Below are 25,509 nucleotides of genomic sequence, written 5' to 3'. Positions count from 1 at the left end.
TAACTTTGGAAAAAACATGCAAGCCTCAAGCATGAGGCTGGGACAAAACTAAAACAGCTGATTAAAAAACGAACAATAAATCGTCCTTGTGTATACGCAAGTTTTTAGCGTAGTCAAAATATGTAGACTCCTGCGGGAATAGCTCGAGCTGAAGATCCCGCAGGAAAGCGATCTTTGCTTTCCGAGGAAGCTGAGGCCGTGCCCGCGGAAAGCGAAATAGTTTGACGTAGCGATGATAGGAATTTTTTTAACACAAACAAACCGAACAATTATAAATGAATTGTTCGGTTTTTGCTATTTAGTATTTGCTTATGTCCCAGCCTCTATATTATATAACAAATTCAGTCCCAACCCGGTATGAATCATCCAGTACGTAAATTCCTTTTTCTTTTGGAGCATTTGGTAAGCCTAATTCCTTTTGAGAGCAAATCATTCCATTAGAAGGGACTCCTCTTAATTCCGTTGGTTTTATTTGCATACCGCTTGGCATAGTGGCACCAATTTTTGCTACAACGACACGTTGACCAGCTTCAACATTCGGCGCACCACAAACAATTTGCAACATTTCCTCACCAACATCTACTTGGCAAACACTTAATTTATCTGCATTTGGATGTTTTTGCTTATCCTTGACATAGCCGATAACAAATTTAGGACGAAGATCAAAGTTCAAATCATCATGTAATTGATGCTCCTTAAATAACTCCTGTATTTCCAATAACATTGGTTTCATTAACGTTATTTTCCCATTCGTTAAAAAAGAAAAATGTGTTGAAACCTGAAATATATTATAGCCTATTATCTGATTTGATTCATCCGTAATTCGTACAATATCGCCTATTCTTTCATGCTTAATACTGTAACGATCCCCTTCCGTTATCGGTATAATTAGTACATCTCCAATTCCATTTAAATTATAAAATACATCCATGTCATTCACCCTCTTAATTAATCATTTTTTTCTGGTCGATTTTTTGCTAGAATAAAGATTGGCTCTAGTGTTTTATTTTCATATATCATTGGTAAAGAAGTGATTGGAATTCTACCTTCCGCAAAAAACTTCATTGTCATTTGGGCTAAAACATCATAGCCGGTATTATTTTGTACATCTGCAACGATTAAAACATCTTGATGCGGGACAGCTACGGCCAGTTCGCCTTTGCTATTTGCTTTCATTGCTTCTAAAAAAGCTTCGTTTAAAATCCTACTTGCATCATAACCATCTTGGGTTGCGATAAAATAAAAGTCATTATCTGCAACTCGATCATGATTATAATCAACCGATAACGAACGTAAATTAAATGTAGCAATCTCATCAATATGTTCTTTTGTCCAATTTTCCTCTGCTAATAACGATTCATCAACTAACCGATACGATTTTCCTAAGTCAATTGCATAAAAAACCCGGGTTTCCGCTGTGTGATCTTTGTATACTAAATTTATATTAGAATTCGTTTTAGTTGGGAAAGAAGTTGATCGAATCACCGGATAAATATGCTTCTCCATTCCAGCTAAATGCTGCTCTTCATTCATAATTCGTAGCGCTTCTTTAACATGTTCCTCTAGCTCATCAATGATTTCTTGCCCTTTTTGGTTATACTTAGCAACTACATTTGGTAATGTAATGGTTATTCCTTTCTTTGTCGACCTCCATTCAACACGAAAAGAATCTTTATCCCGATTATAAGAAGTTCGTAACTCCGGGTGATTAAAGCGCTCACCTAATATTTTTTTCAGCTTCAAGCTTGTCATTTGCATTTTGCTCTCTCCTTACATTATGCAGGATACTATTAACTCGGAAGGTTATTCATAAATTCAACAATTTCCTCTTTTGTTTTACGATCTTTACTTACGAATCTGCTAACCTCTTCTCCATTGTTAAAAGCAACGAAGCTAGGTATACCGAATATGGAAAAATCCTGACAAATATCAATAAATTCATCCCTGTCCACTTGGACAAAAGTATAAGATGGAAATTCTGTTTCAATTTCTGGTAATACCGGTTCTATAACCGTGCAATCTGGACACCAACCGGCAGTAAAGTAGAAAACTACTTGATCTTCCTTCATCATTTTCGTAAATTCATCATGTGAAGTTAATTTTTTCATTTCCATTCACTCCTAACCATATTTTTCTCTTTTAACTATTTTACTTTTACATACTTAGCTAATCACCTTTTTTTGGCATATGTTGTTACTTTAAAACTTCCGATAAAATCTGCATTCCATAAGACTAATCCTTCTTTTGTAACATTACCCAACATAACGTTTAGTGCTTTTTTTCTGCTCTGCAGCTTGATACGTTAAATTGCTGATGAACCTTTATTTTGTTAGAGATTCATCTTTTTTGAGAAAGAGGTTGATTTTCATCTTATTTTCAGGCACCATTTGCAGGAAGATAAAACGATTTTTCGCTACACCTATATGATCTTTACAGTTAAAAACACTTCTACAGTATTCGCTCCAAAAACGACTAATTCAAGTTCTTATGGCGAAAGCTATAGTTTTTCTTATACTATCAACCATAAAGTTTTATACTTTCCTATAGTACAAAAAAACGCTGAGCAGTTCTTTTAGGTAGGCTGATTTATCACCATGAAGAGCTAAGCTATTTCATGATCTATCATACTATGAATGACGATGAATTAAAACGACTTTACTCATACTGTGTTAGTTTAAACGAGAAAGTCTCGACAGACCTTTTACGTTTATTTACTCTAATTATTTACCGTATAAGATTGTTATAAACAGATATGACAGAAATGAAAGGCCGAAGTATCCAGACCGTTTCCACTATTTGAGAAATGTACAAAAATAAGAAATTCCAAAAAAACTATTATTCTCCATATATGAGAAACAAAAGAACAAGTTTATTTGAACAGGATATTGAATGAAGGGAAATGGCTCTATCGGATGAGAAAAGAAAAAGTGGAACGTAGCTTCGCAGATTCAAAAGAACTGAAGGGGCGGTTATTGTCGTATGTGCGGAAAAGAAAACGTATGTGAGCAGGCATTATTGACAGCTCCCTGTAAGAACATGAAGACTCTCCCCCATCTATCCAGAGTTGGATAACGGGGGAGTCTTTTTCAGATAAAGAAAAGGCGAATACTGCGAGACTGCTGCGGAAAAACGAGCTACCCGTGACTCCGTAGTTGTGGCTTTCCACGAGGAAGATCAGTCGTTCGTCCGCGAAAAAGCCATTAGTAGTCACCTAAACGTGGACAACAAAAAAACTTGTTGAAAACCAAGGGGTTTCACTACAAGCTGACTGTTTAGTTTCAGTGTTCTTTCTTTACGAACAAAGCTCAAGCGCTTGATCTCTTAAGTTAGACGATAAAACTACTTTCAAAAAAGATATCTAACATACAGAAACGGATATAATTTCGGATTAATTTCGTAAACAGAAAACAGATAATACTTTGCAAACCTCCTTTTTTTGTTTTACGATAGATGTAAGTAAAAAGTTAACTGGAGGGGCTGAAATGGAATTAACTGTTTATCTGGCTGGTCAAATTCATGACAACTGGCGCGATGAATTAAAGCGATTAGCAGAGGAAAGGAAGCTGCCTTTACATTTTGTTTCTCCTCAAACTGATCATGAACGTTCTGATAATATTGGGGAAGCCATTTTAGGAAAACAGCCAAATTCGTTGTATAAAGATGAAACTGCTTCTAAAATCAATAATTTTAGAACACAAGTGTTAATGGAAAAAGCAGATATTGTAATCACCTTATTTGGAGAAAGTTATAAACAGTGGAATACTGCTATGGATGCAAGCCAAGCTATTGCATTAAATAAACCAACTATTATTATCCGCCCTGAATCACTCATTCATCCCTTAAAAGAATTATCCGAAAAAGCAAATGTTACGGTGGAGACGATAGAGCAAGCATTAGATGTTATTCAGTATATTTATGAGTAATACATGTAAAAGCCTGTAGTATCCAAACACTACAGGCCATTTTTTTAGTAACACAGATTAGCGAAATTGCTTCTCTCGCTTTCAACCTCACTATAAACAAAATACGTCTCAGCGATTTTCATACTCCCATTGCCCTCGTAACAATTCAACTACGTGAGCAAACATCTTTTGCCTTGTAATACGTTCATTCGTAAAAATGCCGACTGCTCCTTCTTTTTTACGAACTAGATACCGTTTGACATAATTATCCATTATATCACCAAGTTCTTTACCTTGAAGCAATTGTTCCGTAATTTCTAAAGGAAGAAGAATCCGTGCTCCACTAGCTGCATAAACCTTTTGTTCAGCAGTTACTAAGGCACCCCAATTACATAAAAATAACTGGTTACCAACGAACATTACCCCTCCTTCTAATCCGATTGCAATGGGTGATGGCGTGATATTCATACAGGAAAATGCACGATTAATCGCTCCCCTTTTCGTCTCCTCATCTGAAAATGGTTGTCGCGAGACGCCCGAATCTACATCTACTTGTGAAATGGAAGCTTCAGGAAATACTTCCCGTACTGCTTTTACTTTTGCTGGATTTAATGAACCAATAATTATATTCATATACTAACTTCCTTTTTTATACTATAGAAAAATATAACTTTATGGTTTATAGTATAAGAAAAACTATAGCTTACGCCATAAGGACTGGCGATAGCCAAGTTTTTCTAATAATGAAACTTCATTCCATGGGAAAAGCTTTTATCTATATGGAATATTAATGACAGACTCTCAGCATATTCGGATCTCTATTGAAAAAAGTATTTTACTACAATTGGATGTAACATCTAATTAAACAGAGTGCTGAATTTGTTTTAATGTTGTTTCATTGAGCATTTTTACAAGTTGAATAAGTAATTCCTTTGCGGCCGCATAATCATCTACATGAATAATGGAAGCAGAGGTATGAATATAGCGGGAACAAATACCTACAACAGCAGAAGGAACGCCACTATTTGTTAAATGAACACGCCCCGCGTCCGTACCGCCTTGTGAAACAAAATATTGGTATGGAATATGATTACTTTCTGCAGTGTCTAAAATGAAATTCCTCATTCCTTGATGTGTAATCATGGAACGATCAAAGATACGTAACAAAGCACCTTTACCTAGTTGACCAAATTCGTCCTTTTTACCCGCAGCATCATTTGCAGGAGAAGCGTCCAATGCAAAGAAGATATCTGGTTTAATCATATTTGCAGCTACTTGTGCTCCTCTTAAGCCAACTTCCTCTTGAACCGTTGCTCCAGAAAATAATTGGTTTGGTAAAGTTACATCTTGTAATTCTTTTAAAAGCTCAATAGCTAAACCGCAACCATAGCGGTTATCCCAAGCCTTAGCCATAATTTTCTTTTTATTTGCCATCGGTGTAAAAGGTGTTAAAGGAACAATGGATTGACCTGGTCTAATACCAATCCGTTCAGCATCTTCTTTATCGTCTGCACCAATATCAATAAGCATATTTTTTATTTCCATTGGTTTCTTTCTTTGTTCTTCTGTTAAGTTATGAGGTGGAATAGAACCTACAACTCCTATAACCGATCCATTATCAGTCATAATTTGCACTCGTTGTGCAAGCAATACTTGATTCCACCAACCGCCCAATGGTTGAAAGCAAATCATCCCATTTTTAGTAATTTTGGTAACCATAAATCCTACTTCATCCATATGACCTGCTACCATTACTCTTGGACCTGTTCCCTGCTTCATCCCAAATACGCCACCTAAATTGTCCTGAATGATCTCATCTGCATACTTTGCAAGTTCTTGCTTCATAAAAGTACGAACTCGCTTTTCATCCCCTGGAGCACCTTGTAGCTCCGTTAATTGTTGAAAAAGCGATAACGTTTCTTGATTCATATTGTAATCCCCACCTTCGCCTTATATGTAATAAATTAATTATAACGGAATCAATCAAATAATTTCCAGTTATCTCTTTTCTATAATCATTTAACATGAGTTGGATATACCTTATGGAAACTTTTTTATTTTCTATTTTTTTACGAATACGATATACTATCATGTAAGAACTTAGAAATAATCGATTATTTAAATTGAAAGCAAGAGGTGAATGAAAATGGGTATGAAAAAGACAGTTCTTGCATTAGGAGTCGGAATAGCAGTTGGCTACTTTGCTAAGCAGCAACTAGATCAAGTGAAAAAAATCACCCCTGAGAAAGCGTTAAAACAAGCGAAAGAAACCTTTAAAAAACAGGGGCCGATTAGCGGTTCATGGATCTATATGCAGCCTCAAGCAGTAGAAAAGAATGGTTTGCTTTATAATGCCTATCGTGGAGGAGTAACACGTAATCTTGATGGTGAAAATAAGCAATATGAATTCTATGTCGATGTGGATACTGGAGCTGTGATTGATTCTATTCAAACAGCATAGTGCTCCATAAGTTAAGCTGCTTGGAATAAGCAGCTTAACTTAGGCTTTATGCATGTTGTCATCCTTGTTTTATCCTATAATGCCACAACTTGTCTGAGTCTTTCCCTAGCGAATTCATCACACCAAGTCACTTTGAATAATGAAGCTTCCCAAACCAATTAGTATTCCCGCTTTACTGTATTCATAACCTCACCATGTTGATTCCATTTAATTGCTCGATAATAAGCGTCATGATAAAACGTATACCATGCCTGTTTCTTAAAACCATACTGCATCCACTTTTCCTTTTGATGTACAGAAGTTACGGGATAATCATCGTATGCTAACACCCACAATTTGTTTTGATGTGCATGCGTGGGCATAATATCTGCCATATGAATGAAGTGGTCGTCACCATCTTCAAATAAAATTAGGCTATGCCCATCACTATGACCACCTGTATGGATCATTTTTAAACCGTTTGTAATTTCTATTTTATCTGTAAATGTTTTAACTCGATCAACAATTGGTTGCCAGTTGCTATGCCAATAAGTGTTTACTGATCGAATATTCGGATTTCTCATCTCATACCATTCAATCGACGACGTATAAATAATTGCCCGCTCAAATACTGGCTCAAAATGGTTGCCCACCTGTTTTGTTAAACCGCAAGCATGATCGAAATGAAGATGAGTCATTAAAATTATATCAATATCGTTTGTCGATAATCCAAGCAGAGCAAGAGATTCTTCTATTTGTGTCTCTTCTAAAACACCAAAATTTCGTAACTGCTTTTGCGTTAGCTTCCCTTTTCCTATACCACTATCAATTAAATAATTCTTCCCATCTAGTTGCATTAAAATTGGATCTGTTCTTAATTCTATTTGGTTTTTTTCATTTACTGGATATTTCTTCTCCCATAATACCTTTGGTACTACTCCAAACATAGCACCACCATCTAAAAAAGTAACGCCACCCCTTAACCAAGTTAACTTTGCTCTCCCTACGTTAAGATGTTCCATCATTTTCCCCCATCTGTTTTAAAAACGTTTTCATTTTTGATTAACTTTAATATTTTTAGTTTATCAAAACTGTTCTAAGGTCTCAAATAAACATAGATATGGGTATAATCCAAATCGACCATTTTAAAGGCAGGCACAGCAACAAAATATTTGTATAAATTGAAACTTCACTCAGTAGGAGTTTTCTTCCATCTCCTACTAAATGTTAGTACCGCAAGGATATAACCTAAAGGCCCTTGAACGAATCGGGCATTTAGGTGCCGTTTTCTTACACTTCTCCATGTTCCTTCAACTCTTATTGGGAGAAACTTACGGCACCTTACATGCGGGATAAATTTAACCGATTAAAGGGAAAAGAATCAAAACCTACTACAGCTTGAACGTATAGCAAATTTAGACATAAACATGCGCGGCTCCTTGGTTAGCCGCGACAAGCAGTGAAACTTGCTAACACTGAGGTGAGTAAAGCTGCTTTCGAAGTGCTACACGTCGGAAACAGATATGGATAAATGTAATATAAAAAATTATCGACCATGAACAAGTTTTATAATTGGCTGAATGAAAATAGCCGAGCGATGTTCTCCCATTTCGCTCGGCTATTTTCATTCACTGCCTTTTTTTAATTTTACACGACAGCGATATATAGGCTGACCCTTGGCAGCGAACTTCTCCTCATATTCTGTCATACAATTAGTCGGGTCATCCAGACTGTGAAGGTCTAAGTTAACTTCCTCCAACTCCCATCCATTTTTAGAAAAACTTACTAATGAATACTCAAATAATCCCATATTATCTGTTTTAACAATGATTTCACCGTTTGGATGTAACACATTTTTATATTTTTCTAAAAATGTAAAATATGTTAATCTTCGCTTTTCATGACGGTTTTTTGGCCAGGGATCTGAAAAATTCAAATAAATAACAGATAATTCATTTCTCGAAAAAAATTCTGGTAAGCAAGCAGCATCTTCATTCAACAATCGAATATTAGGTAATCCTGAATCAATGACTTTTTGTGCTGCAGTCACAATAATGCTTTTAGCTACTTCGAGTCCAATAAAATTGATATGTGGGTATTGCTTAGCCATTTCTACAATAAATTGACCTTTTCCCGTACCAATTTCCAAGTGGATTGGTGCATCATTGCCAAAAAGCGTATGCCAGCAATTACGATTTTTTTCAGGATTAGGAATAACTATATCTGTATGGTGACGTAAAAATTCATCCGCCCACGGTTTATTACGTTGACGCAATTTAGAATCCTCTCTTTCTGTTACGAAGGTATAGAATTTAAATGATGAACGATACTAAGATTAGAGGTGATTCTAATGACATTAAACATAAACCATCAACTAACCTTACTTATGGATTTATTAGATGAACAGCGGAACGATTGTTGCGGCAATGTAGCCGAGTACGAGCAAATTACAAGACTAGTTAAGTCATTAATGCAAAATAATGACTTAACCGACCAGCAATTACAACAATTGCTCCCTGAAATATATGCATATGGTAAAGATGGTGAGTCTTCATCAAACATTGAAGCGCATATTACAGCTAATAACCAACAATTGGCAACATGGGTGGAAGCAATTCATCAGACTAATCTAAATTAAGACCTTGATTTGGTTATTTAAATCATGAAGATTAGTTAAACGTTCGACAAATTTACTATTTTCATCACGTTCTTTATGCCAGCACAAATAATATAGTGTATCGATCAATAAATACCAATACATCCGGCCTATTAAATGATCATCTTCAGCAATACCATAACTATTTAGCCATTCCTTCCAGTTTTCTTTTGGAATGTACCAATTTAAGATCATTCCATAATCAATAACCGGATCAGCTATTAACGCATTATCCCAATCAATAAGATATAAATGGCCTTCATCCGTTAAAAGTAAATTATTATGATTTAAATCACCGTGACACACAACTAATTTTTGTTTTCTTGTAATAGGGAGCAGCTTTTCCAAATAGTCTAACGAAATTTTGACCTGTTCATGTGATTGAAGTAAGTCCGTTTGCGTTAAGCGCTCCTTAATCATCCTAAAACTATCATCCGAGGTAATTGGTTTTTTTCCTAACCTCATTAGCATGTATAGTAATTCAGACGACTGATGAATTTTACGTAACAAGTCTGCAACACGTAAATGCCGCATTTCTGCCGGTTTTAATTCCCTACCTTCAAGCCATTCCTGTGCTGTAATTACATCGCCGTTTTCCATTCGCTTTGTCCAAATTAATTTTGGCACGATCCTTTCAGCCGACAGAACGGCTAAAAATGGTGAAGAATTTCTTTTTAAAAATAGCCGCTGATTATCCTTTGTTGCTAAGTAAGCATCTCCAGTTAATCCACCTGCTGGAACTACTTCCCAATCACTGCCTAGAACTCGCTTCAGCCAGTTCAACATATATTCCTCACATCTTTCAAAATTTAGCGTTCAATAATATATTTTATCGATATCCAGTCAAAAATACAAATATCAATGTTAGAACCATTAAAATTCATCAGAAACAAATTCAAATTCGTCCCGTTCTTCTTCCCACTCTGGCCTTTTAACGGAAGTTGTTTGACAATGTTTTAATAGTATTTCAGCCGTCTTAAGTTGATGACTTTTAAGTGGTGACGAAATATTTCTTCTTTGCCTAAACCAAGATTCATATTGATGCATTCCAATGAGTTTGATTTGGTAGGGTTCTTCTAGAAAATGAATTGGATTTTCTTTTGCAAGCACTGTTTTTTGAATCGGAAGCTGTACTTCATGGTGTTTTAATATGCTCTTAATAATTTGTTCTGTTCGCTTCAATGCAATTTGCGGGCTTAGCATCTTGCGTTCTTCATCATTTTCTTTCACTATCCATGTTCGCTGATCCTGAGCTATAATAGTTGCATCCTTTTCAGCTCTAATTTGGCTAATTATTTCAATACCTACTGGAGTAATTAAAACTATTTCACCATCTACGGGAGCTTTTTTAATATTAAAAACAGGATAATACATAAAAAGATACGTATCAGGGAAACGTTGTAAAAAATACCTGATTTCAGGGTCTTCCACCCATTGTTTATCTACAAATGATATATCTGTAACAGTGGAAGTTGCCCATTTAAGTTGAATTTGCAATAGCTTATCAAGAAAATATTGTTTTAATTCTTCTTTCGTATCCGGAAGATCATAAAAATCAGCTTCTATGTCTTCTTCATCATGTACTGATTTCGATTTTCGTTTCCAAATCTTCCAGCGTGGATGATGCTCTTCTGTTGTTTCCACGTTTATTTTGACTTCAGATAAATCTTCACGTTCTTCCCAAAGAGCTATCAATTTGTTCCAATTCTCATTTTTTAAGCGGATGAATTGACTTGGATACCGATATACATTCCATTCATATCTCGAAACATAATCCTGCAATTTAATTAATTGCGCCAGTGCCTCCACCTCCCTTTGCTGTAAAAATAGCTTCCATTCGATATGTTGGAGACTCCTTTGGAAAAATCCGATATATTAAAAATTGATCTACATATAAACGTATTTGCTCGGTAAAGTTTCTTTTAATATGTTCTATTTTATCAGGCAGCGAATTCAATCCGTTCCATTTTTTTGCCAATGTAATGTGAGGAGTATATGGACGTTCTTCAGGCACAAATCCTTCATGACTTGTAACGGATTCAACTTGTTGCTTCAAATCAGCTAACGCTTCTGATAATTCAACGGCAACATAAAGGACTCTAGGTTTTGCTGAAGCGCCAAACATGCCAATACTGCCCACTTGTATGTGAAATGGGGTAAAGGAAATAGCATGCAACCTTTTTATTAAATCCTTTAATTTAATATCGGATACCGGACCTAAATACTTTAAAGTTATATGCAAATCTTGAAAGTTCGTCCACTGTTTATAGGGTAAAATAGTTTTCAACTCAGATTGCCAGTCGGCAAAAAATTGTTGTAATCGTTTTGGTAAAGAAATAGCAATAAAATAATGTGGAAAATTTGACATCGTTTAACCTCCAGTCTTCGTTCTCTTTACGACTTGGTTAATAATTCAAGCTCATCCTTTGAAAGTTCGCGGTATTCTCCAAGATTCAGCTGGCTATCAAGGCTTAATTTTCCCATTTTCGTACGTTTCAAATAAATTACTTTTTTATCTACTGCTAGAAACATACGTTTCACTTGATGAAACTTCCCTTCTGAAATAACAATCTCAACCTCGGACACATCTCCTTGCTGTATGATTCTTAATAAAGCTGGCTTTGTAATATACCCGTCATTCAAACGGACCCCTCTTGCAAAATAATTACAATCTTCTTCTGTTACTAGTCCCTTTACCTTTGCATAATAGGTTTTATCCACTTGCTTTTTTGGCGATAATAATTGATGAGCTAACTCGCCATTATTTGTGATAAGTAATAGTCCTTCTGTATCTTTATCAAGCCGTCCAACCGGAAATGGTCGAAATCTCTTTATATCAGATGGCAGAAGATCAATAACTGTTTTTTCCCGCTTATCCTCCGTTGCTGAAATAACTCCAGGAGGTTTATGCATCATAATATACACATATTTTTGATAGTGAATAGCTGTTTCATTAACTTTTATAATATCTGCATTCTCATCAACATGCATTGTTCCATTCTTTATTATTTCGCCATTCACCGTGACACAGCCTTTCTTGAGTAATGCTTTTACATCTTTGCGACTACCTAATCCAGCATTGGCTAATAATTTATCAAGCCGCATTTACTTCGCTCCTATCGTCGGAATAATTTATCTAAAAAGCCAATTCGCCTTCCTAATACTCTTTCCATTAATGTGGAATAGTAGGCTAATCCTAAATAAACCATTCCACCCACAACGATACATACGGTTAAAACTATACTCATGCCGAATCTGCCTTCTGGTACGACCATATTCAACAAAAATCGAAGTAAAATGATAAACAAAGACATAATCGCAATAAATATACCGATTAAGATCGTTCGTTTCATTAATTGCTTATACGAAAATTGGATTGTTGTGCTTATTCGCCAAAGGTTTAATATCATAGCTATTCCAGCTGCTAAAGCTGTGCCAATAATCGCTCCTTTAGCACCAAACACATAAATAAGTTGAATATTGAACAATAATTTTACTAAGACTCCAGCAGACAAACTAATAACAGCAAAGCGCTGTTGATTAATGCTTTGCAAAATAGATGACGACACCGTAAACAAGCCAAAGACTAGCGCTACCGGTGCATACCATGCAAGTAACTGACCAGATATCTGGATATTGTCTATCCCAAATAATGTACCATATGCTTCTTTCGACAAAATAGATAGTCCTACAGCAGCAGGTAAGATAAGAAACATAATTATTTGAAGCGCTTGGTTAATCTGTTTTTCTAAAAATACTCTATTTTTCTGCGTAAATGATTTTGTCATCTCCGGTAAAATCGCAAGCGACAAACCTGTAGCAAGTGTAACAGGAATAATTACAAGCTTATGACCATAAAAATTCATAGCTGAATAAGCAAATGCCCAAATATCTCCTTGATTACTCGCTACCATTGCTCTTTCAAAAGTAAATTGATCAATCAATTGATAGACGGGTGTAGCTAGACCTACTAAAATAAATGGACCGGCATAACGAAACAACTCAGCAAGCATGTCGCGCGTGCGAATATCATGTGTATAAATTTGCTGTTGCATTTGTTTATGTATGTACGGCTGGCGTTTATGCCAGTATACCCATAAAACAAAACAGGAAGCAACCGCCCCTAAAAACGCAGAAAAGGTAGAAAATCCAACTGCAGCTATAACAGAACCATTTAATACCGAAACAATAACAAATGATCCACCTAATATAAATGCAATACGGACAATTTGTTCCATAATTTGCGATATTGCTGTAGGGCCCATGGAATGATGTCCTTGAAAAAATCCCCTTACAATGCTCATCGCCGGTATTAAAATAAGGGCAAAACTAACCATTTTAATTACAAATGCCACATCAGCAGAAGTAATGCTTCTCGCATCTTGACTTGTAATCATTTGTGCTGCCAACCAATCCGCACTTAAAAACATCGCAAAGAACGCTAATACTCCTGTTACGATCATTAGCGTCATGCCAGTACGGAACATTCGCATCCCTGTTTTATAATCTCCGACAGCATTATACTTTGCCACAAATTTAGATACAGCTAGCGGTACACCTACAGTAGACAAACTAATAAAAATATTATAGGGTGTATAAGCATATGCAAACAGGGTACCACCAGTTGCACCAACTAACGAATTAAATGGAATGACATAAATCATTCCGAGAAATTTGGAGAGAAAAGATGCTCCAGTTAATAACATAGTTCCACGTACAATATTTGACATTATTTCACCTGCATTTACCAACATTTAATTAAAAAGCTTCTATATATTTTTAGTAGACATTAAATTAGCTTATGACCTATTTTATCACACTTTTCGTTCAAGCTAATCAATTTATGGGGACATCTTTTACAAAAAACGTAAAAGAGAATTTCTCTTGCTATGTTTTTTCATACAAGAAGGGCTTAAAATATCTGTACAATTTCATAATCTAAGTCTATAAAGCTAAATTCCAGTGGATTGTCACATCATCAAGACCATAAACGATACCATACGGAAAGGAATTGAAGGAAATTGTAATGTTGTTATTATCGGCGGCGGTCCCTCTGGGATAATGGCTGCGATCACTGCAGCTGAATCCGGAGCTAATACATTATTAATCGAAAAAGGAAAGAACCAGAGAAAAACTAGCCATTTCAGGAGGAGGTAGATGCAATGTAACGAATCGCCTACCTCAAGATGAGGTGATGAAACACATTCCTGGAAATAGCAAGTTCCTGTACAGTACTTTTTTATATTTAATAATTTATGATATTATCGAGTTCACTACAAAGCTAAATGTCCCTCTTAAGGAGGAAGATCACGGTAGAATGTTTCCTGTATCAAATTAGTCTAAAACAGAAATACAAGCCCTATTAAACCACTTGGAAGAACTTCATATAAGTATTTTGTTTAAATGGTCCCGTAAAGACAATTCATTTCAAAGCCTAACCATTTAATTATCTTCCAAAATGGTGATAAAATTCAAGCGAAATCTGTTATTGTTGCAGTTGATGGTAAGGCTCTTCCTTATACAGGTTCTCCCGTTAACATAGCAGGCTAGTATGTTCAAGTCTCTACTAATTTAATATATAGTTTCTTACCCATTTATAAAGCCCATCATTTAAATGATGGGCCAATCTTCATTCTACATCTACGATAATACTTACGTCTATCATCTCCAGTAAATATCCCCTTCAGGATAAACTACTGGTATAAATATTCCTTTTCTCTGCTTACGCCATCTACAATGAGATGTATAATTATAATCGTCTAACCACTCTTATTAAAATTCTCTCCTACTAACTCATTTTCTTCGTTAACAATCGAAGCAAAAAATCCCTGAATTTTCCCATATTCTTATTAGGTATTATCTTTCTATTTACCCACATACCCTTAACATTTATATTTTTAACTTCTCCTCAACATTCGTTTGAAAATATAGTTTCAGAATTTTCAATTTTCGAAAAAAACTTAAAGTATTGATCAGGAATTTCCCCTTTAATTAAATATTCTTTATTCCTTTTCGTCCAATTTATGGGTCTTTTCTTCCAAAAATTATCTCCTTCTATTAACTTTTCTATTTGTTTCGGAGAAAGTACAGAACATCCTTTACCTTTCCTAATCTTATATTTTTTCTTAAAGCAGATCTAATTCAACAACGTGTTCTCCATAATTACCAATTATATTTTTGTATTGGTAAAACTAGTATAAGGATTGTCAGACTTGGCCTTTTTCTATAACCTCCGAGTATATGCTCTGTAACAGTGAATTATCTAACTTTATATAGACCATTCTTACTAGCTGGTACTAAATTCCCTGCATTTGAAATATGAGGTTTACCAATTCCATTTTGTCTTGTTAGAGAATGAACTAAGCTGCACCTCTATTATAAATTATAGTTTCTGTTTACAAAAAGCATTATCCAGGTCCTTAACCTTCTTAGCTTACTTTTATTTGCAAATTTAATTGTACCATTACAACCTATAAAAGACCAACCTAAAATATTTTTAAAAAGTATTGTCTTGGATAAGAAGAAAGAATGAGAAGAGCTTAGAAAAAATACCGACCATCTGATGAATAGTCCTTCTATAGAACCATTAGTTTTTTTAAAAAAATTATGCCACCTCCTCGTAACTAATTTCAATTATGGTTATAGGATGGTGGTTTTTATCGTGGAAAAAAATAATGCGAAGGCTATTTTTTGGATTTAGAATGGAAAACTTGATGCAAAAGACTCTGAAATAGTAGTACTCCCAAATGAAAAACCGGGTATAAAACCCGGCTTTATTAATTTTCTTCTTGCGCTTTTAAATGTAATGGAGGAGGTACTAACCAACCTTTCTCCTTGTTGAGATGTAATACTTTCACTCCAAATTGAGCCTTTTTTAAGTGGAATTGTCCAAACATCATTCCTATATCTTCACGAATTGATTGTCCCATAATGGTACTGCAAGCGACAAGCCCTTTGCCTACATCTGTTGATAAAACCGCTGCAATTTCTAAATCATTAAAACGTGCACCAACTGGTATTTCTTCTAAATTAGCTCCTGGTCGTTCTGGTGGTGTAGGAGGAAGAGCTATTCCGTTAGCTTTTAATAAATTTTCAATCTCTTGATTTTCACCTTTAATACCTTGAATTGCCTCTTCGATAAGTTCCTTTAAATCTTCATCCCCAGCATGATTGTAGAAGCCTTGATAAAGATCAAGCACCCCGTTATTAGCTAAAAGATACGACCATGTTAAATAAACTTCTCCATAATGCATTGGTTCTTCTGTAGGATTCCCACTTAAAATTCCCATAACTTCACTCCTTAAATAATTGATTTTAAATTGAATCAATATTTAGTGTGCTTTTATTTAGCAAAACTATTCAAGGTTAGAGAATATTTATGAATAAGAGGGGACTTTTTAATCTATCCAAACATCAATAAATAGTTTAATTCAATCATTTAGTCGTTTTTTAGAGTGAGCCACAATTTTATGGTTGATTTCTTCTTACTGTTGTTCGTCAAGTAGCAAGAACATTTATTTTATTATATAAAAAATTTTAAAAGGAGGTTTAGTTTATAAAATCCTGGACAAACTAAAAAGACAGGAAGCTTATAACTTCCGATTTCCACCTTGGAAGCCCCTCAGCTAAGAGGGGCTTATTCTTGTGAATTTTATAAACGCTAACAATGGAACATGTAAAATAATGAATCGCCATTTCAAAAGTACCCTAATAGATTATCTTCATCATTTTTCCTCTCTTGTTGTTGTTCAGATGACTTTTCTGTTGGATCTGGCTCATTTTCGTCTAGACCATCACCTCCAAATAAAAAAGCTATAGACACAATAGCTGAAAAAAGTCCAAGTCCATATTTTTTATTCCTCACATAAATTTTGCTATCAAATTTATCATAAATTAGGCTAACCAATTTTTTAACTTTACTCAACAAGTTAAAAAGTGGAAGACTGTTTCAGTATATTTTTTGATGAATTTATTAAAACTATTACTGTTTGTAAATATTTTTGGGACTAAAAAAACAAAATAATAAAAAAAAGGTGGTGAGTTCTGATGAATAACAATAGAGGTATGATGACTTCTTTATTTACTGTAGGTGCAATTGGTGCGGTTATATATGGTGTTACAAGAGGTATACAAAACGGAACTTTTCAACGGTGGCAACAAACCATTTCTAATGCAATAAACAATCCACAAGTCCAACAATTAATACAACCTTTAAATAACATGACAAATAACCAAGGTATGCAACAATTGACATCTAACATACAGGGTGGAACAAATAACGGACAACAATCAGACAGTAACTCAATGTGATAAAAGTAAGGATGGTTAAAAATTTATAAACCATCCTTTGCATAAAAAATTTTTCAAAGGTGACCATTTCCTTTGTTATTCCAGAGTGTTTTTAACCACCATACCCATTCATTTATTGTACATCTTTTTTATACACCCGACTATATAGTTATTGAATCCTCTGCTGGTAGTTGATACCTTGAATGTTTTTTGAAAAGATGCTTAACCTAAATAATGTCTATTTATCACTATAAGGGTAGAGAAAGGGTTGGTTATTGTGCAAAGAAACGGAATTTGGTTACCGCTTATTGCTTCTGTAGGTGTTGGTGCAGCAACGTTTTACACGATGACAAAGAACAATCAAAAATTTGGACAAACCATGCAAAAAATGATTCCATTTGTATCGCAAATGGTAAATTCTAATACTGCTAATACTGGTGGGTCCCAGCAATTAGGCCCTTATGGTATGAGCTAAATAGATAAAGCGCACCGATTATGGTGCGCTTTTTAAATTTGTAATTCTTTTATCATTTCTTTGTTACAAAAAATCTTTAATTAGATTAGACGAATTTATTAAATTTGTGTAAAATAGATGTTATTATATCTGAAGGGAGGATACCATATGAAAAGCTTTGGTTTACTATTTCGAATACTTTTAGCAATTATACTAGGTATTGCTATTGGTTCTTTCGTTAATAATTGGTTCATTCGCTTTTTTGCTACTTTTAATGACATTTTTGGCAGCTTTTTAGGGTTTATTATTCCTTTAATTATTATTGGTTTCATTGTTCCGGGTATTGGATCATTAGGTAAAGGTGCAGGTAAACTATTGGGCTTAACTGCAATAATCGCTTATACATCGACTATTATTGCTGGTATCATAGCATTTATATCGGCGAAATTGCTTTACCCAAGCTTGTTAACTCAGCAATCTCTACAATCATTTTCCGATCCTTCCAAAGCATTAAGGAGTGGGTTTATTGAAATAGAAATGCCACCCCCTATGGAAGTGATGACTGCATTATTACTCTCGTTTGTAATTGGATTGGGAATCGCAGCGATTAAAGGAGATGTACTTTATAAATTATCACTTGATTTTCGTGATATCATTCATTTAGTTATTGAAAAAGTAATTATCCCATTACTACCTTTTCATATTTTCGGGATTTTTGCTAATATGACTGCTGCTGGTCAAGTTAGCACGATTTTATCGGTTTTTGCTAAAGTGTTTGTCATGATCATTGTTCTGCATTTACTCTACTTATTTTTACAATATAGTTTTGCTGGTATGATAAGCAAACAAAACCCTGTCAAAATGATTCAAACAATGGCACCAGCATATTTCACAGCGCTTGGGACACAGTCTTCAGCTGCAACTATCCCTGTAACCTTGAAACATGCAAAAAAACTAAAAGTGCGAAACAGCATTGCTGACTTTACAATACCACTATTAGCGAATATCCATCTTTCTGGAAGTACTATCACAATTGTTAGTTGTGCACTAGCTGTAATCTTCTTACAAGGGGGTGCTGTATCATTTAGTACCATACTCCCTTTTATTATAATATTAGGATTCACTATGGTTGCCGCACCTGGTGTACCGGGAGGAGCAGTGATGGCTGCTGTGGGTCTATTGGAAAGCATGCTTGGCTTTGATGCTACCATGGTATCGCTTATGATTGCATTATATCTGGCACAAGATAGTCTTGGTACAGCTTGTAATGTAACTGGAGACGGTGCTATTACTTCAATTACTGATACGTTAAGGAAAAGAACTGCAAAAGAAGAAGTAAGTATTTTGTAATGAATTCAAGGGGCTGACCCTAGAGACTGCTAACAAGTGGTTTTAGGGTCGGTCCCACTATTTATTCAACCTGAGTCTGGTGATATCGGTACACAGATAATGTCGAGATAAAAGGGTTCTCTGTCAAATGTGGTGGTGGAAAATCGACTCTACCATCTCTTTTGACCTTTAGATGATTTTTTTATATTTTTATTCGCTCAAAACTCTTCATTCCAAATGAATACGCTTTAACACTTTTATGGTGTTATTTACTCCTTCTATAAAGCCATTATTAAATTAAAGGAGTGTAATATTCTGTTTTCCAGCGCCTAAATGTAATTTCTTACACATGAAAAGCTTCCAACATGGCTTCCACACAACCTTCTAAACCTGCTTTTACGGTATGTTTGTTACTTTCTTTAAACCATGTATCTAGCTTATTCTTTAATTGGTAGGCTTCTTCTAGCGAGGATCTATAGGGAGCGGCTTGCCCACCTTTTCTTTCTCGTCTTCATCTAACTTATAGATGGATTTCCATCATAACTTTTTACTTCTTTTCATCTTTATACGAGCTGACTTATATAAGTCCCTTTGTACTTCACGTCGCACTTCGTCTAGCACCCCATATACTTGTCTGATATGGTGAAATCGATCGGCTATGATCAATGGATTTCCCAACGCTTGTTGTACGGTATGTTTAAAGAATTTGGATAAATCCATCACAACCATCCCTACACGTCCAGTATCGCAGGACTATTAATAGTTCTTAATCGTATCCACTTTTCGATGTGGCAATATGTCGATAATTTTTTTATTTTCAACATCTGCGATAATTGTTTGAAACTTTTCTCCACCTACATCCCCCTTAAACTCATCAATAGCTATGGCGCGTGGTAGAATCCTATTTGTTGCTAATGCATGTCGGTCAAATAGACGGGTTAATCGGTTCGTGCTGATTCCTGATAGTCGTGCTGCTAGCGTAAACGAACCCACTGCAGAATAACTTAAAGCGGATGTCTTTACGGAATTCGTACATCTTTGGTAGGGATCCACCATTTGTAATCGTTGGTATGACGACAATGTGTACACAAGTATCGCCTTTTCTTTACTATTATTTTTACAGGTGTATTGGCTAAGATTGGCCCCTGTATAGACTGCTTTCGATAGCTATGAATCCGCTTGGTTCGTTCCTTACAGAGTGGGCATTTTTGTTTTTTAACTTTGGTATGAAGTTCAATCAACCATTTATTAGAATCCTTTTCTATATTCCATAAGTCCACATGTTTGTCTTTAATCCCTAATAACTCTATGATAAAATGATGTTGCACGCTTTCCCTCTCCTTACCTTTTGTCGGCAACTTAAGGTTAACAAAAGAAAGGGGAAGGCGTGTATTTTTTTGTTTGCTTATAAACCTTGTCGGAATAAAAGACACCACCACATTCAGTATAGAGCCTGATTTACTCCATTTAAGAGAGATCGGCGATCAAGACAGACGAAAGAGGTTAGTGAGTGTTGTAAAGCAAGCTGTGGCAGAATTTGAGACAGGGTTGTAGCCGAAAGAATTTAACACTGTTGAGAGTTAGCCTTTCACATTTCCGATCTTCTTAAACTGTTATTACCTATAACCGGGATAGTAGTAGTTTTTTCATCCCTTTTGTCTTGCACCTACGCATAACAATTGTTGTATTAAAAGGACTGCCTTAGTGGCAGCCCTAAAATATCAAACTAAACCTCTTATCCCACAACGGTTACTAATTATTATTAATTCCAAAATTAAACCTGTATCAATGACCAAAGTTATCGTTATCGCCACTAAGTGGTTCTATTACCTTCCCATTTTTGTCAATTACGATAGTTTTCTCAATCGGTTCTTTCGAATTTGAATAATAAGCAAAAGTTCCAATTATACTAGCTATCATAATTAGCATAATAAAAATACGTTTTTTCATAAGGACCCCCTTTCTAACACTTCTTGGGAATTATTTGATTGCCGTTACCTTATATGTTTGTCCCGCCTTTGGATTATCTACAAGAAAATAGAAATACTTTTTTGTAATAAGTGTATATGATGAGCCACTCAATGGAAGATTATAAAATTCAGATACGTCTACAGGACTCGAGACCCAAGTGTATTTCTGCTGAAGAAACTAATTCAAATATGGAGGAAATTCAACCAGCTGTAACTATATATGACAATGAGGGCAATTTAGTTGAACCATTAGTTGAACCATTAGTTGAACCAAATGATAATCTAATATCACTTCTAGCTGCAACTGCACCAACAAAAGTTAAATATCTTAATAACTCAGTGACTTACCAATCTTTTCTTTCTCATCACAAGTCACCTCCTAAATTAAAAATTTGGTATTTTAATAGTAATTAATTATAACATAGGATTCTGAAAACGGTTTAACTTTTTTATAAACGGTACGACTTTATTCTAAAGCCACACTTTTACAGCTTTTATTCCTTTTACTAGTTTTAGCCAATATTTAACCTGAATTATTCGTACCTCCAAGTTAAGGCTTAAACTGATATCAAACCGAAGCATTTGAAACATTTTTTTGGTTTCAATACAAAAATAAGGCGCTTATGATAACAATTTGGACGAGTCTCGCTTGAATGAACTCAAGAAACGCTGTTACTTTTGCTGCAGCTGATGTATTTGATCTTTTGTCCAAAGAAGATCAAGAACGTGCTTTAAATGGCGAATTTAAAGATAATATTATTTCTTACACTTATCCTGACGAAAATCGTTGGAACTTTTTATAACCAATCCGTTGGCTCCGTATACTATGTCGGCGACCCAGCAGATAACATCGGCAAAACTCTTAAGACGCATCGTATCAAGAACTACTTGAGCGAGGATATGTTGATTGATTTTGCTTAAAATGTTCTGATGTTTTTTGGAGTGACCAAACGGCGTAACTATGCTCTAAGTGCAACTTTGTAAAATCCACATTTTCTTCTAAATCCAGTTTGATTTGGACATACTTCTCCCTTAGTTTAAAAGAGACTTGAAAAATTTAGATTAGTGAATTGTACATGCCTCATTCCAGTTTTAACGCTTGTATTCTTTGAAGCGCTTTCCAGAAAAAAGCTTGATTGACAAAACTGGATGACAACTTAAAATAAAGTGAATGTATTTTGCAATGTAGAATTTTAGAATATTGCAATCAGGAATCGAGAATGTTAACAACTTTAATCACTCTAGTCCGTATGGTTTGAATTTGCATGGTTTCTCCCACGGAAAACAAAGCGTACACATCCAGTTTTTCTGATTATAGGCGAGCAGACTCAACATCATTCTTGCTTCATTTGCCTGAAAGTAATGGCTGCTTATGCGGTCAGGTGAAATCCACCCTTCGCTTCTTTGATATACGTTTCCATCGTTCCTCTCTTTTGGTAAGTGCAAACGATATTGCCGGGTTTAAAGGGAAACTATGAAAATGTTAAATTCAAACATGGGTTTTGGTAAAAAGTATGAGACAACTCCACTAACGGTCATCACTGCAATACCGAACACTTCAAAAAATATTCTCTTAACTGAGTAAATTTCATAATTCCTAGCCCTTGTCTCCCAACGTGTTTCAGAGACAAAAAAGAAAGAAGACATTACGGAATTATTCTTAGTGATTCCGATTATACCAAAAAAGAATATGGAAAAACACCTTATTTAGGAACTCCATCTCAAGACGCAGCTTTAACAACGGGGAAGGTGAAGCTCAACTCCAAAGATAAAACCCTCACGTATACCAACAAAAACCAATTCACAGAAGCTGAACCCTTTGTAAAAAAATATGGAGCGAACAACATCGTTTTTACAGGACATTCTCTAGGTGAGGCCTTACCATAGAACGTGAGTTCTGTTTTAGAGGATGTATAATTTTTTATATAAAATTTATTTTTTCATTTCATGTGAAAAATATTATGTTAAAATTATAAATATGAAGGTTTATCTACAATTTCAAAGAAAAAAGGGAGGGGGTGCGTATTTGATTGCAAAATTCAGTATAACCGATAAAGTTTTAATTGCTCAGCAAAAAAATGCTATAAAGACCACTAAATCCCATAGGAAATCTAGAATAATGCTAATAGTGATATACCTTTTATATTAATTGCTGATTTATCAATAATGTTCGGATTTATTCTCTCTTTGATCCTCTCCCCCATACTGAGGTAGGATCATAAACTCCTTAAACAAATTTACAGCCGTTTCTACTTGATAATCAAAATCGCCATCATAAGGGTACGGATCGTATAAAGGACTGTTACATGCAAGCGACCACTGTAAAATCCTTGTAAAATTGGCTGGTGCATCCCCATTTCTTAGTGTAGGACAATTTTCGATAGTTGAAGGTCCAAAATTACCATTTGCTATATGACCAATGCCTTCTTCATGCTGCAAAGCGTATATTAAAGCTTTGTTTGTCTTTCTTTCATATACCCCATTCGTTCGAATATAATCAAAATAATTACTATATTCTCTATTGAGTGATTGTTGTATTTCTCTAATATGTGTCTTCCGGATCTACGACTTAATACAAATCCATCTGTATTTAGTATTGCTTTCATAAGTTTTGCATCAACAAACCCAGTTGTTTCAATCCCAACATCACTTTCAAAATCCATAACCTTATTCTCCGTGTCTCCAAAGAAATTACCTGAAAAACCACCTGGATTGAAATGCAACCCAATTGTTAGACACAAATCTAATAATTGGAGGTGCAGTTTTTTATGGCTAAATTCACCAGTGTTGAAAAAATACAAGCAGTCATTCGTTTTCAAAGTGGTGTAGAAAGCGTAAAGTCTATAGCTAAATCCATAGGGGTTGACCATTCAGTTCTCTTAAATTGGATTAGACAATATGAATATCACGGGGAAAAAGCTTTTGTAAAAAGCTATACATCTTACACATTGCAGTATAAACTAGATGTACTTAATTATATGGACGAACAAGGGATATCTATCCGAGAAACAGCTGCGATCTTTAATATTTCTACACATTCCACGCTTTCAAAATGGAAAAAGCAACTGGAGGATGAAGGGATAGATGCCCTTAAACCAAAGAAAAAGGGGCATCCATCGATGAAAGAAAGTTCCGATCATACACTCAAAACGCAAAAACAGGCTGAAGGAACTCCGGAAGCGTTACAAGCAGAAATAGATCGTTTACGCATGGAGAATGCCTATTTAAAAAAGTTGAATGCCTTAGTTCAAAACAAGGAAAAATCACCAAACAGGACAAAGCACAAGTAGTCTATGAACTAAGGCATGAATTCCCTGTAAAGACACTTCTACAGCTGGCAGAGATTCCGCGCAGCACGTACTACTATATAGTAAGTAATTTCGACCGCCCAGATAAAGATGCGGAGTTAAAAAAACTAATTCAAGCTATCTATGATAAGCATCAAGGACGTTATGGATACCGCCGTATTCGGGACGAGCTATGGAATCGAGGGCATAAGGTAACCATAAAAAAGTCCAACGCATCATGAAAGAATTAGGTTTAAAAAGCCTAGTTCGAATGAAGAAATATCGCTCTTACAAAGGAAAGGTTGGCAATATTCCACCAAATATTTTAGATCGGAACTTTAATGCTGAAAAGCCAAATCAAAAATGGGTAACGGATATTACTTATTTAATTTTTAATGGTCAAAGACTTTATTTATCCGCCATAAAAGCCTTATACAATAACGAAATGTAGCTTACCAAGTAAGTCGAAGGAATGACGTATAACTGGTCATGGATACCCTAAAAAAGACAAAGAAAAAACGGAATGTAAAAGGAATCCTCCTGCATAGCGATCAGGGTATCCAGTATACATCCCGCCAATATAATAAGTTACTAAAAAAATATCAGATGAAAATAAGTATGTCAAGAAAGGGTAACTGTTGGGAAAACTTTTTTAGTTACTTCAAATCAGAATGTTTTCATCTTTATTCATTTCGAACAGCTGAAGAAGTAAAAGACGCTGTAAGTAAATATATACGATTCTATAATCACCAACGTTTCTAAAAGAAATTAAACAACCTGAAGTCCTATCAGTTCAGGACACAGGCTGGATAATTTTGTTTAATTACTTGACAGGGGGCATAACATTCAGCATAAGTCACTTCTATCACAAAAAAAACTGACCATTTAAAAAGGTCAGTTTTCCTTAGTATGCCTGGCGGCGTCTTACTCTTGCAGGGGCAAAGCCCCAACTACCATCAGCGCTGGAGAGCTTAACTTCTGTGTTCGGTATGGAAACAGGTGTGACCTCTCCGCTATTACTACCAGACATTGTGATTTTATTATTCGTAATAAAAAAGATTTTATACCTTAAAAACTAAATAAGAGATCATTCAACGACTATCTTCCCATTTTGATTTAGTTAAGTCCTCGATCGATTAGTATTCGTCAGCTTCACGTGTCACCACGCTTCTACCTCGAACC

General features: G+C 35.2%; 30 protein-coding genes, 1 rRNA gene and 3 pseudogenes. 12 read left to right on the top strand and 22 right to left on the bottom strand.

Annotated features, from left to right (window positions below):
* Nucleotides 1–328: 328 nt before the first annotated feature.
* Genes ytpR through KQI21_RS01350 form a run of 3 tightly spaced genes read right to left on the bottom strand, consistent with a single transcriptional unit; the run spans nt 329 to nt 2,108 of the window.
* Nucleotides 329–931, bottom strand: coding sequence for a YtpR family tRNA-binding protein (gene ytpR, locus KQI21_RS01360; protein WP_216482221.1), 603 nt, complete (start codon nt 929–931; stop codon nt 329–331).
* Nucleotides 932–948: 17 nt separating this feature from the next.
* On the bottom strand, nt 949–1,758 hold the full coding sequence (locus KQI21_RS01355; RefSeq protein ID WP_216482220.1) for a DUF1444 domain-containing protein: 810 nt from the start codon (nt 1,756–1,758) through the stop codon (nt 949–951).
* 32 nt (nt 1,759–1,790) lie between these two features.
* Entirely contained in the window at nt 1,791–2,108 is a 318-nt protein-coding gene (locus KQI21_RS01350) for a thioredoxin family protein (RefSeq protein WP_216482219.1), read from the bottom strand.
* A gap of 786 nt (nt 2,109–2,894) precedes the next feature.
* On the opposite strand from KQI21_RS01350, the pseudogene KQI21_RS16605 reads away from it, so the two are divergent.
* Nucleotides 2,895–3,048, top strand: a pseudogene (locus tag KQI21_RS16605) (transposase); the annotation flags it as partial.
* 434 nt (nt 3,049–3,482) lie between these two features.
* Nucleotides 3,483–3,923: a YtoQ family protein gene (locus tag KQI21_RS01345; RefSeq protein ID WP_216482218.1), complete on the top strand. Its 441-nt coding sequence runs from the start codon at nt 3,483–3,485 to the stop codon at nt 3,921–3,923.
* Nucleotides 3,924–4,031: 108 nt separating this feature from the next.
* Here the strand turns inward: KQI21_RS01345 and KQI21_RS01340 are convergent, their stop codons facing one another.
* The gene (locus KQI21_RS01340; RefSeq protein WP_216482217.1) at nt 4,032–4,535 is read right to left on the bottom strand and encodes a DUF84 family protein; all 504 of its coding nucleotides are present in this window, start codon (nt 4,533–4,535) and stop codon (nt 4,032–4,034) included.
* Between the two features lie 228 nt (nt 4,536–4,763).
* The gene (locus KQI21_RS01335) at nt 4,764–5,831 is read right to left on the bottom strand and encodes a M42 family metallopeptidase (protein WP_216482216.1); all 1,068 of its coding nucleotides are present in this window, start codon (nt 5,829–5,831) and stop codon (nt 4,764–4,766) included.
* 217 nt (nt 5,832–6,048) lie between these two features.
* On the opposite strand from KQI21_RS01335, the gene KQI21_RS01330 reads away from it, so the two are divergent.
* A complete protein-coding gene (locus KQI21_RS01330) occupies nt 6,049–6,363 on the top strand; it encodes a PepSY domain-containing protein (RefSeq protein WP_216482215.1) in 315 nt (104 codons plus the stop codon).
* A gap of 158 nt (nt 6,364–6,521) precedes the next feature.
* Here the strand turns inward: KQI21_RS01330 and KQI21_RS01325 are convergent, their stop codons facing one another.
* Together KQI21_RS01325 and trmB are read right to left on the bottom strand one after the other, a co-directional pair.
* On the bottom strand, nt 6,522–7,364 hold the full coding sequence (locus KQI21_RS01325) for a YtnP family quorum-quenching lactonase (RefSeq protein WP_216482214.1): 843 nt from the start codon (nt 7,362–7,364) through the stop codon (nt 6,522–6,524).
* Between the two features lie 602 nt (nt 7,365–7,966).
* Nucleotides 7,967–8,617, bottom strand: a complete 651-nt coding sequence (gene trmB, locus KQI21_RS01320) for a tRNA (guanosine(46)-N7)-methyltransferase TrmB (RefSeq protein WP_216482213.1) — start codon at nt 8,615–8,617, stop codon at nt 7,967–7,969.
* Nucleotides 8,618–8,692: 75 nt separating this feature from the next.
* Here trmB and KQI21_RS01315 point away from each other — a divergent pair, with 75 nt between their 5' ends.
* Nucleotides 8,693–8,980 carry a YtzH-like family protein gene (locus KQI21_RS01315; protein ID WP_077321403.1) on the top strand — a complete coding sequence of 96 codons (288 nt, stop codon included), beginning with the start codon at nt 8,693–8,695 and terminating at the stop codon, nt 8,978–8,980.
* Here KQI21_RS01315 and KQI21_RS01310 read toward each other — a convergent pair.
* The 5 genes from KQI21_RS01310 to KQI21_RS01290 all read right to left on the bottom strand — a co-directional run bounded on the left by KQI21_RS01310 (nt 8,972) and on the right by KQI21_RS01290 (nt 13,728).
* The gene (locus KQI21_RS01310; protein ID WP_216482212.1) at nt 8,972–9,784 is read right to left on the bottom strand and encodes a phosphotransferase family protein; all 813 of its coding nucleotides are present in this window, start codon (nt 9,782–9,784) and stop codon (nt 8,972–8,974) included. The genes KQI21_RS01315 and KQI21_RS01310 overlap by 9 nt on opposite strands.
* Before the next feature lie 87 nt (nt 9,785–9,871).
* A complete protein-coding gene (locus KQI21_RS01305; RefSeq protein ID WP_253291237.1) occupies nt 9,872–10,693 on the bottom strand; it encodes an NERD domain-containing protein in 822 nt (273 codons plus the stop codon).
* An 88-nt stretch (nt 10,694–10,781) separates the two neighbouring features.
* Entirely contained in the window at nt 10,782–11,366 is a 585-nt protein-coding gene (gene thpR, locus KQI21_RS01300; RefSeq protein ID WP_216482210.1) for an RNA 2',3'-cyclic phosphodiesterase, read from the bottom strand.
* Between the two features lie 26 nt (nt 11,367–11,392).
* The gene (locus tag KQI21_RS01295; RefSeq protein WP_216482209.1) at nt 11,393–12,103 is read right to left on the bottom strand and encodes a pseudouridine synthase; all 711 of its coding nucleotides are present in this window, start codon (nt 12,101–12,103) and stop codon (nt 11,393–11,395) included.
* An 11-nt stretch (nt 12,104–12,114) separates the two neighbouring features.
* Nucleotides 12,115–13,728, bottom strand: coding sequence for a putative polysaccharide biosynthesis protein (locus KQI21_RS01290; protein ID WP_216482208.1), 1,614 nt, complete (start codon nt 13,726–13,728; stop codon nt 12,115–12,117).
* Nucleotides 13,729–14,059: 331 nt separating this feature from the next.
* Here KQI21_RS01290 and KQI21_RS17010 point away from each other — a divergent pair, with 331 nt between their 5' ends.
* Together KQI21_RS17010 and KQI21_RS16595 are read left to right on the top strand one after the other, a co-directional pair.
* Complete coding sequence (locus tag KQI21_RS17010; protein WP_444972191.1) at nt 14,060–14,155, top strand: hypothetical protein; 96 nt, start codon at nt 14,060–14,062, stop codon at nt 14,153–14,155.
* Entirely contained in the window at nt 14,139–14,336 is a 198-nt protein-coding gene (locus KQI21_RS16595) for an NAD(P)/FAD-dependent oxidoreductase (RefSeq protein ID WP_216482665.1), read from the top strand. The genes KQI21_RS17010 and KQI21_RS16595 overlap by 17 nt, the downstream gene beginning before the upstream one ends.
* Before the next feature lie 1,438 nt (nt 14,337–15,774).
* Here the strand turns inward: KQI21_RS16595 and KQI21_RS01275 are convergent.
* Complete coding sequence (locus tag KQI21_RS01275; RefSeq protein WP_216482207.1) at nt 15,775–16,287, bottom strand: DUF3231 family protein; 513 nt, start codon at nt 16,285–16,287, stop codon at nt 15,775–15,777.
* 407 nt (nt 16,288–16,694) lie between these two features.
* Nucleotides 16,695–16,862, bottom strand: a complete 168-nt coding sequence (locus tag KQI21_RS01270) for a hypothetical protein (protein WP_216482206.1) — start codon at nt 16,860–16,862, stop codon at nt 16,695–16,697.
* 182 nt (nt 16,863–17,044) lie between these two features.
* Here KQI21_RS01270 and KQI21_RS01265 point away from each other — a divergent pair, with 182 nt between their 5' ends.
* The 3 genes from KQI21_RS01265 to KQI21_RS01255 all read left to right on the top strand — a co-directional run bounded on the left by KQI21_RS01265 (nt 17,045) and on the right by KQI21_RS01255 (nt 19,091).
* Nucleotides 17,045–17,308 (top strand): hypothetical protein, encoded by a 264-nt coding sequence (locus KQI21_RS01265; protein ID WP_216482205.1) that lies wholly within the window; start codon nt 17,045–17,047, stop codon nt 17,306–17,308.
* Nucleotides 17,309–17,564: 256 nt separating this feature from the next.
* Entirely contained in the window at nt 17,565–17,762 is a 198-nt protein-coding gene (locus KQI21_RS01260; RefSeq protein ID WP_216482204.1) for a hypothetical protein, read from the top strand.
* Between the two features lie 147 nt (nt 17,763–17,909).
* The gene (locus tag KQI21_RS01255) at nt 17,910–19,091 is read left to right on the top strand and encodes a dicarboxylate/amino acid:cation symporter (protein WP_216482203.1); all 1,182 of its coding nucleotides are present in this window, start codon (nt 17,910–17,912) and stop codon (nt 19,089–19,091) included.
* A gap of 516 nt (nt 19,092–19,607) precedes the next feature.
* Here the strand turns inward: KQI21_RS01255 and KQI21_RS15930 are convergent.
* The 4 genes from KQI21_RS15930 to KQI21_RS01245 form a co-directional block, all read right to left on the bottom strand.
* Nucleotides 19,608–19,790 carry a transposase gene (locus KQI21_RS15930; protein ID WP_253291236.1) on the bottom strand — a complete coding sequence of 61 codons (183 nt, stop codon included), beginning with the start codon at nt 19,788–19,790 and terminating at the stop codon, nt 19,608–19,610.
* A gap of 36 nt (nt 19,791–19,826) precedes the next feature.
* The gene (locus tag KQI21_RS15925) at nt 19,827–20,063 is read right to left on the bottom strand and encodes a hypothetical protein (protein ID WP_507236659.1); all 237 of its coding nucleotides are present in this window, start codon (nt 20,061–20,063) and stop codon (nt 19,827–19,829) included.
* Between the two features lie 26 nt (nt 20,064–20,089).
* Nucleotides 20,090–20,398 carry a transposase family protein gene (locus tag KQI21_RS15920; protein WP_309245488.1) on the bottom strand — a complete coding sequence of 103 codons (309 nt, stop codon included), beginning with the start codon at nt 20,396–20,398 and terminating at the stop codon, nt 20,090–20,092.
* A 457-nt stretch (nt 20,399–20,855) separates the two neighbouring features.
* Nucleotides 20,856–21,020, bottom strand: a complete 165-nt coding sequence (locus KQI21_RS01245) for a hypothetical protein (protein ID WP_216482202.1) — start codon at nt 21,018–21,020, stop codon at nt 20,856–20,858.
* A gap of 131 nt (nt 21,021–21,151) precedes the next feature.
* Here KQI21_RS01245 and KQI21_RS01240 point away from each other — a divergent pair, with 131 nt between their 5' ends.
* Both KQI21_RS01240 and KQI21_RS01235 read left to right on the top strand, forming a co-directional pair.
* Entirely contained in the window at nt 21,152–21,454 is a 303-nt protein-coding gene (locus KQI21_RS01240) for a hypothetical protein (RefSeq protein ID WP_216482201.1), read from the top strand.
* Between the two features lie 239 nt (nt 21,455–21,693).
* Nucleotides 21,694–21,843: a hypothetical protein gene (locus KQI21_RS01235; protein WP_216482200.1), complete on the top strand. Its 150-nt coding sequence runs from the start codon at nt 21,694–21,696 to the stop codon at nt 21,841–21,843.
* A 278-nt stretch (nt 21,844–22,121) separates the two neighbouring features.
* On the opposite strand, the pseudogene KQI21_RS01230 reads toward KQI21_RS01235, so the two are convergent.
* The 3 genes and pseudogenes from KQI21_RS01230 to KQI21_RS01220 all read right to left on the bottom strand — a co-directional run.
* Nucleotides 22,122–22,506, bottom strand: a pseudogene (locus KQI21_RS01230) (transposase); the annotation flags it as partial.
* A 694-nt stretch (nt 22,507–23,200) separates the two neighbouring features.
* Nucleotides 23,201–23,533: a hypothetical protein gene (locus KQI21_RS01225; protein WP_507236660.1), complete on the bottom strand. Its 333-nt coding sequence runs from the start codon at nt 23,531–23,533 to the stop codon at nt 23,201–23,203.
* A complete protein-coding gene (locus tag KQI21_RS01220) occupies nt 23,488–23,703 on the bottom strand; it encodes a hypothetical protein (protein WP_216482198.1) in 216 nt (71 codons plus the stop codon). Before KQI21_RS01220 ends, KQI21_RS01225 begins: the two co-directional genes overlap by 46 nt.
* Before the next feature lie 105 nt (nt 23,704–23,808).
* Between KQI21_RS01220 and KQI21_RS01215 the strand changes: the two are divergent.
* Nucleotides 23,809–25,089 (top strand): annotated as a pseudogene (locus KQI21_RS01215) (IS3 family transposase).
* A gap of 149 nt (nt 25,090–25,238) precedes the next feature.
* Here the strand turns inward: KQI21_RS01215 and rrf are convergent.
* Nucleotides 25,239–25,354: ribosomal RNA gene (gene rrf, locus KQI21_RS01210) — 5S ribosomal RNA — on the bottom strand.
* Between the last annotated feature and the right edge of the window lie 155 nt (nt 25,355–25,509).

It is taken from the genome of Virgibacillus proomii (assembly GCF_018916875.1).
GTDB classification, from domain to species: Bacteria; Bacillota; Bacilli; order Bacillales; family Amphibacillaceae; genus Virgibacillus; species Virgibacillus proomii_B.
Note: the sequence above shows the minus strand (reverse complement) of the source record. Positions and strands in the feature narration are given on the sequence as shown.

Coding starts and splice junctions, on each gene's coding strand:
- KQI21_RS01340 (WP_216482217.1), bottom strand. CDS start 4,535: ATGAATATAATTATTGGTTCATTAAATCCAGCAAAAGTAAAAGCAGTA.
- KQI21_RS01245 (WP_216482202.1), bottom strand. CDS start 21,020: ATGAAAAAACGTATTTTTATTATGCTAATTATGATAGCTAGTATAATT.
- KQI21_RS01350 (WP_216482219.1), bottom strand. CDS start 2,108: ATGAAAAAATTAACTTCACATGATGAATTTACGAAAATGATGAAGGAA.
- KQI21_RS01275 (WP_216482207.1), bottom strand. CDS start 16,287: ATGGGAATTTTAAGTGGGAATCCTACAGAAGAACCAATGCATTATGGA.
- KQI21_RS01345 (WP_216482218.1), top strand. CDS start 3,483: ATGGAATTAACTGTTTATCTGGCTGGTCAAATTCATGACAACTGGCGC.
- KQI21_RS15930 (WP_253291236.1), bottom strand. CDS start 19,790: ATGGATTTATCCAAATTCTTTAAACATACCGTACAACAAGCGTTGGGA.
- KQI21_RS01265 (WP_216482205.1), top strand. CDS start 17,045: ATGAATAACAATAGAGGTATGATGACTTCTTTATTTACTGTAGGTGCA.
- KQI21_RS01290 (WP_216482208.1), bottom strand. CDS start 13,728: ATGTCAAATATTGTACGTGGAACTATGTTATTAACTGGAGCATCTTTT.
- KQI21_RS01315 (WP_077321403.1), top strand. CDS start 8,693: ATGACATTAAACATAAACCATCAACTAACCTTACTTATGGATTTATTA.
- KQI21_RS01335 (WP_216482216.1), bottom strand. CDS start 5,831: ATGAATCAAGAAACGTTATCGCTTTTTCAACAATTAACGGAGCTACAA.
- KQI21_RS17010 (WP_444972191.1), top strand. CDS start 14,060: ATGGCTGCGATCACTGCAGCTGAATCCGGAGCTAATACATTATTAATC.
- KQI21_RS01330 (WP_216482215.1), top strand. CDS start 6,049: ATGGGTATGAAAAAGACAGTTCTTGCATTAGGAGTCGGAATAGCAGTT.
- KQI21_RS01325 (WP_216482214.1), bottom strand. CDS start 7,364: ATGGAACATCTTAACGTAGGGAGAGCAAAGTTAACTTGGTTAAGGGGT.
- KQI21_RS01255 (WP_216482203.1), top strand. CDS start 17,910: ATGAAAAGCTTTGGTTTACTATTTCGAATACTTTTAGCAATTATACTA.
- KQI21_RS01220 (WP_216482198.1), bottom strand. CDS start 23,703: ATGGATTTTGAAAGTGATGTTGGGATTGAAACAACTGGGTTTGTTGAT.
- thpR (WP_216482210.1), bottom strand. CDS start 11,366: ATGTCAAATTTTCCACATTATTTTATTGCTATTTCTTTACCAAAACGA.
- KQI21_RS01235 (WP_216482200.1), top strand. CDS start 21,694: ATGAACTCAAGAAACGCTGTTACTTTTGCTGCAGCTGATGTATTTGAT.
- KQI21_RS01295 (WP_216482209.1), bottom strand. CDS start 12,103: ATGCGGCTTGATAAATTATTAGCCAATGCTGGATTAGGTAGTCGCAAA.
- KQI21_RS01240 (WP_216482201.1), top strand. CDS start 21,152: ATGGAAGATTATAAAATTCAGATACGTCTACAGGACTCGAGACCCAAG.
- KQI21_RS01355 (WP_216482220.1), bottom strand. CDS start 1,758: ATGCAAATGACAAGCTTGAAGCTGAAAAAAATATTAGGTGAGCGCTTT.
- KQI21_RS01310 (WP_216482212.1), bottom strand. CDS start 9,784: ATGTTGAACTGGCTGAAGCGAGTTCTAGGCAGTGATTGGGAAGTAGTT.
- ytpR (WP_216482221.1), bottom strand. CDS start 931: ATGGATGTATTTTATAATTTAAATGGAATTGGAGATGTACTAATTATA.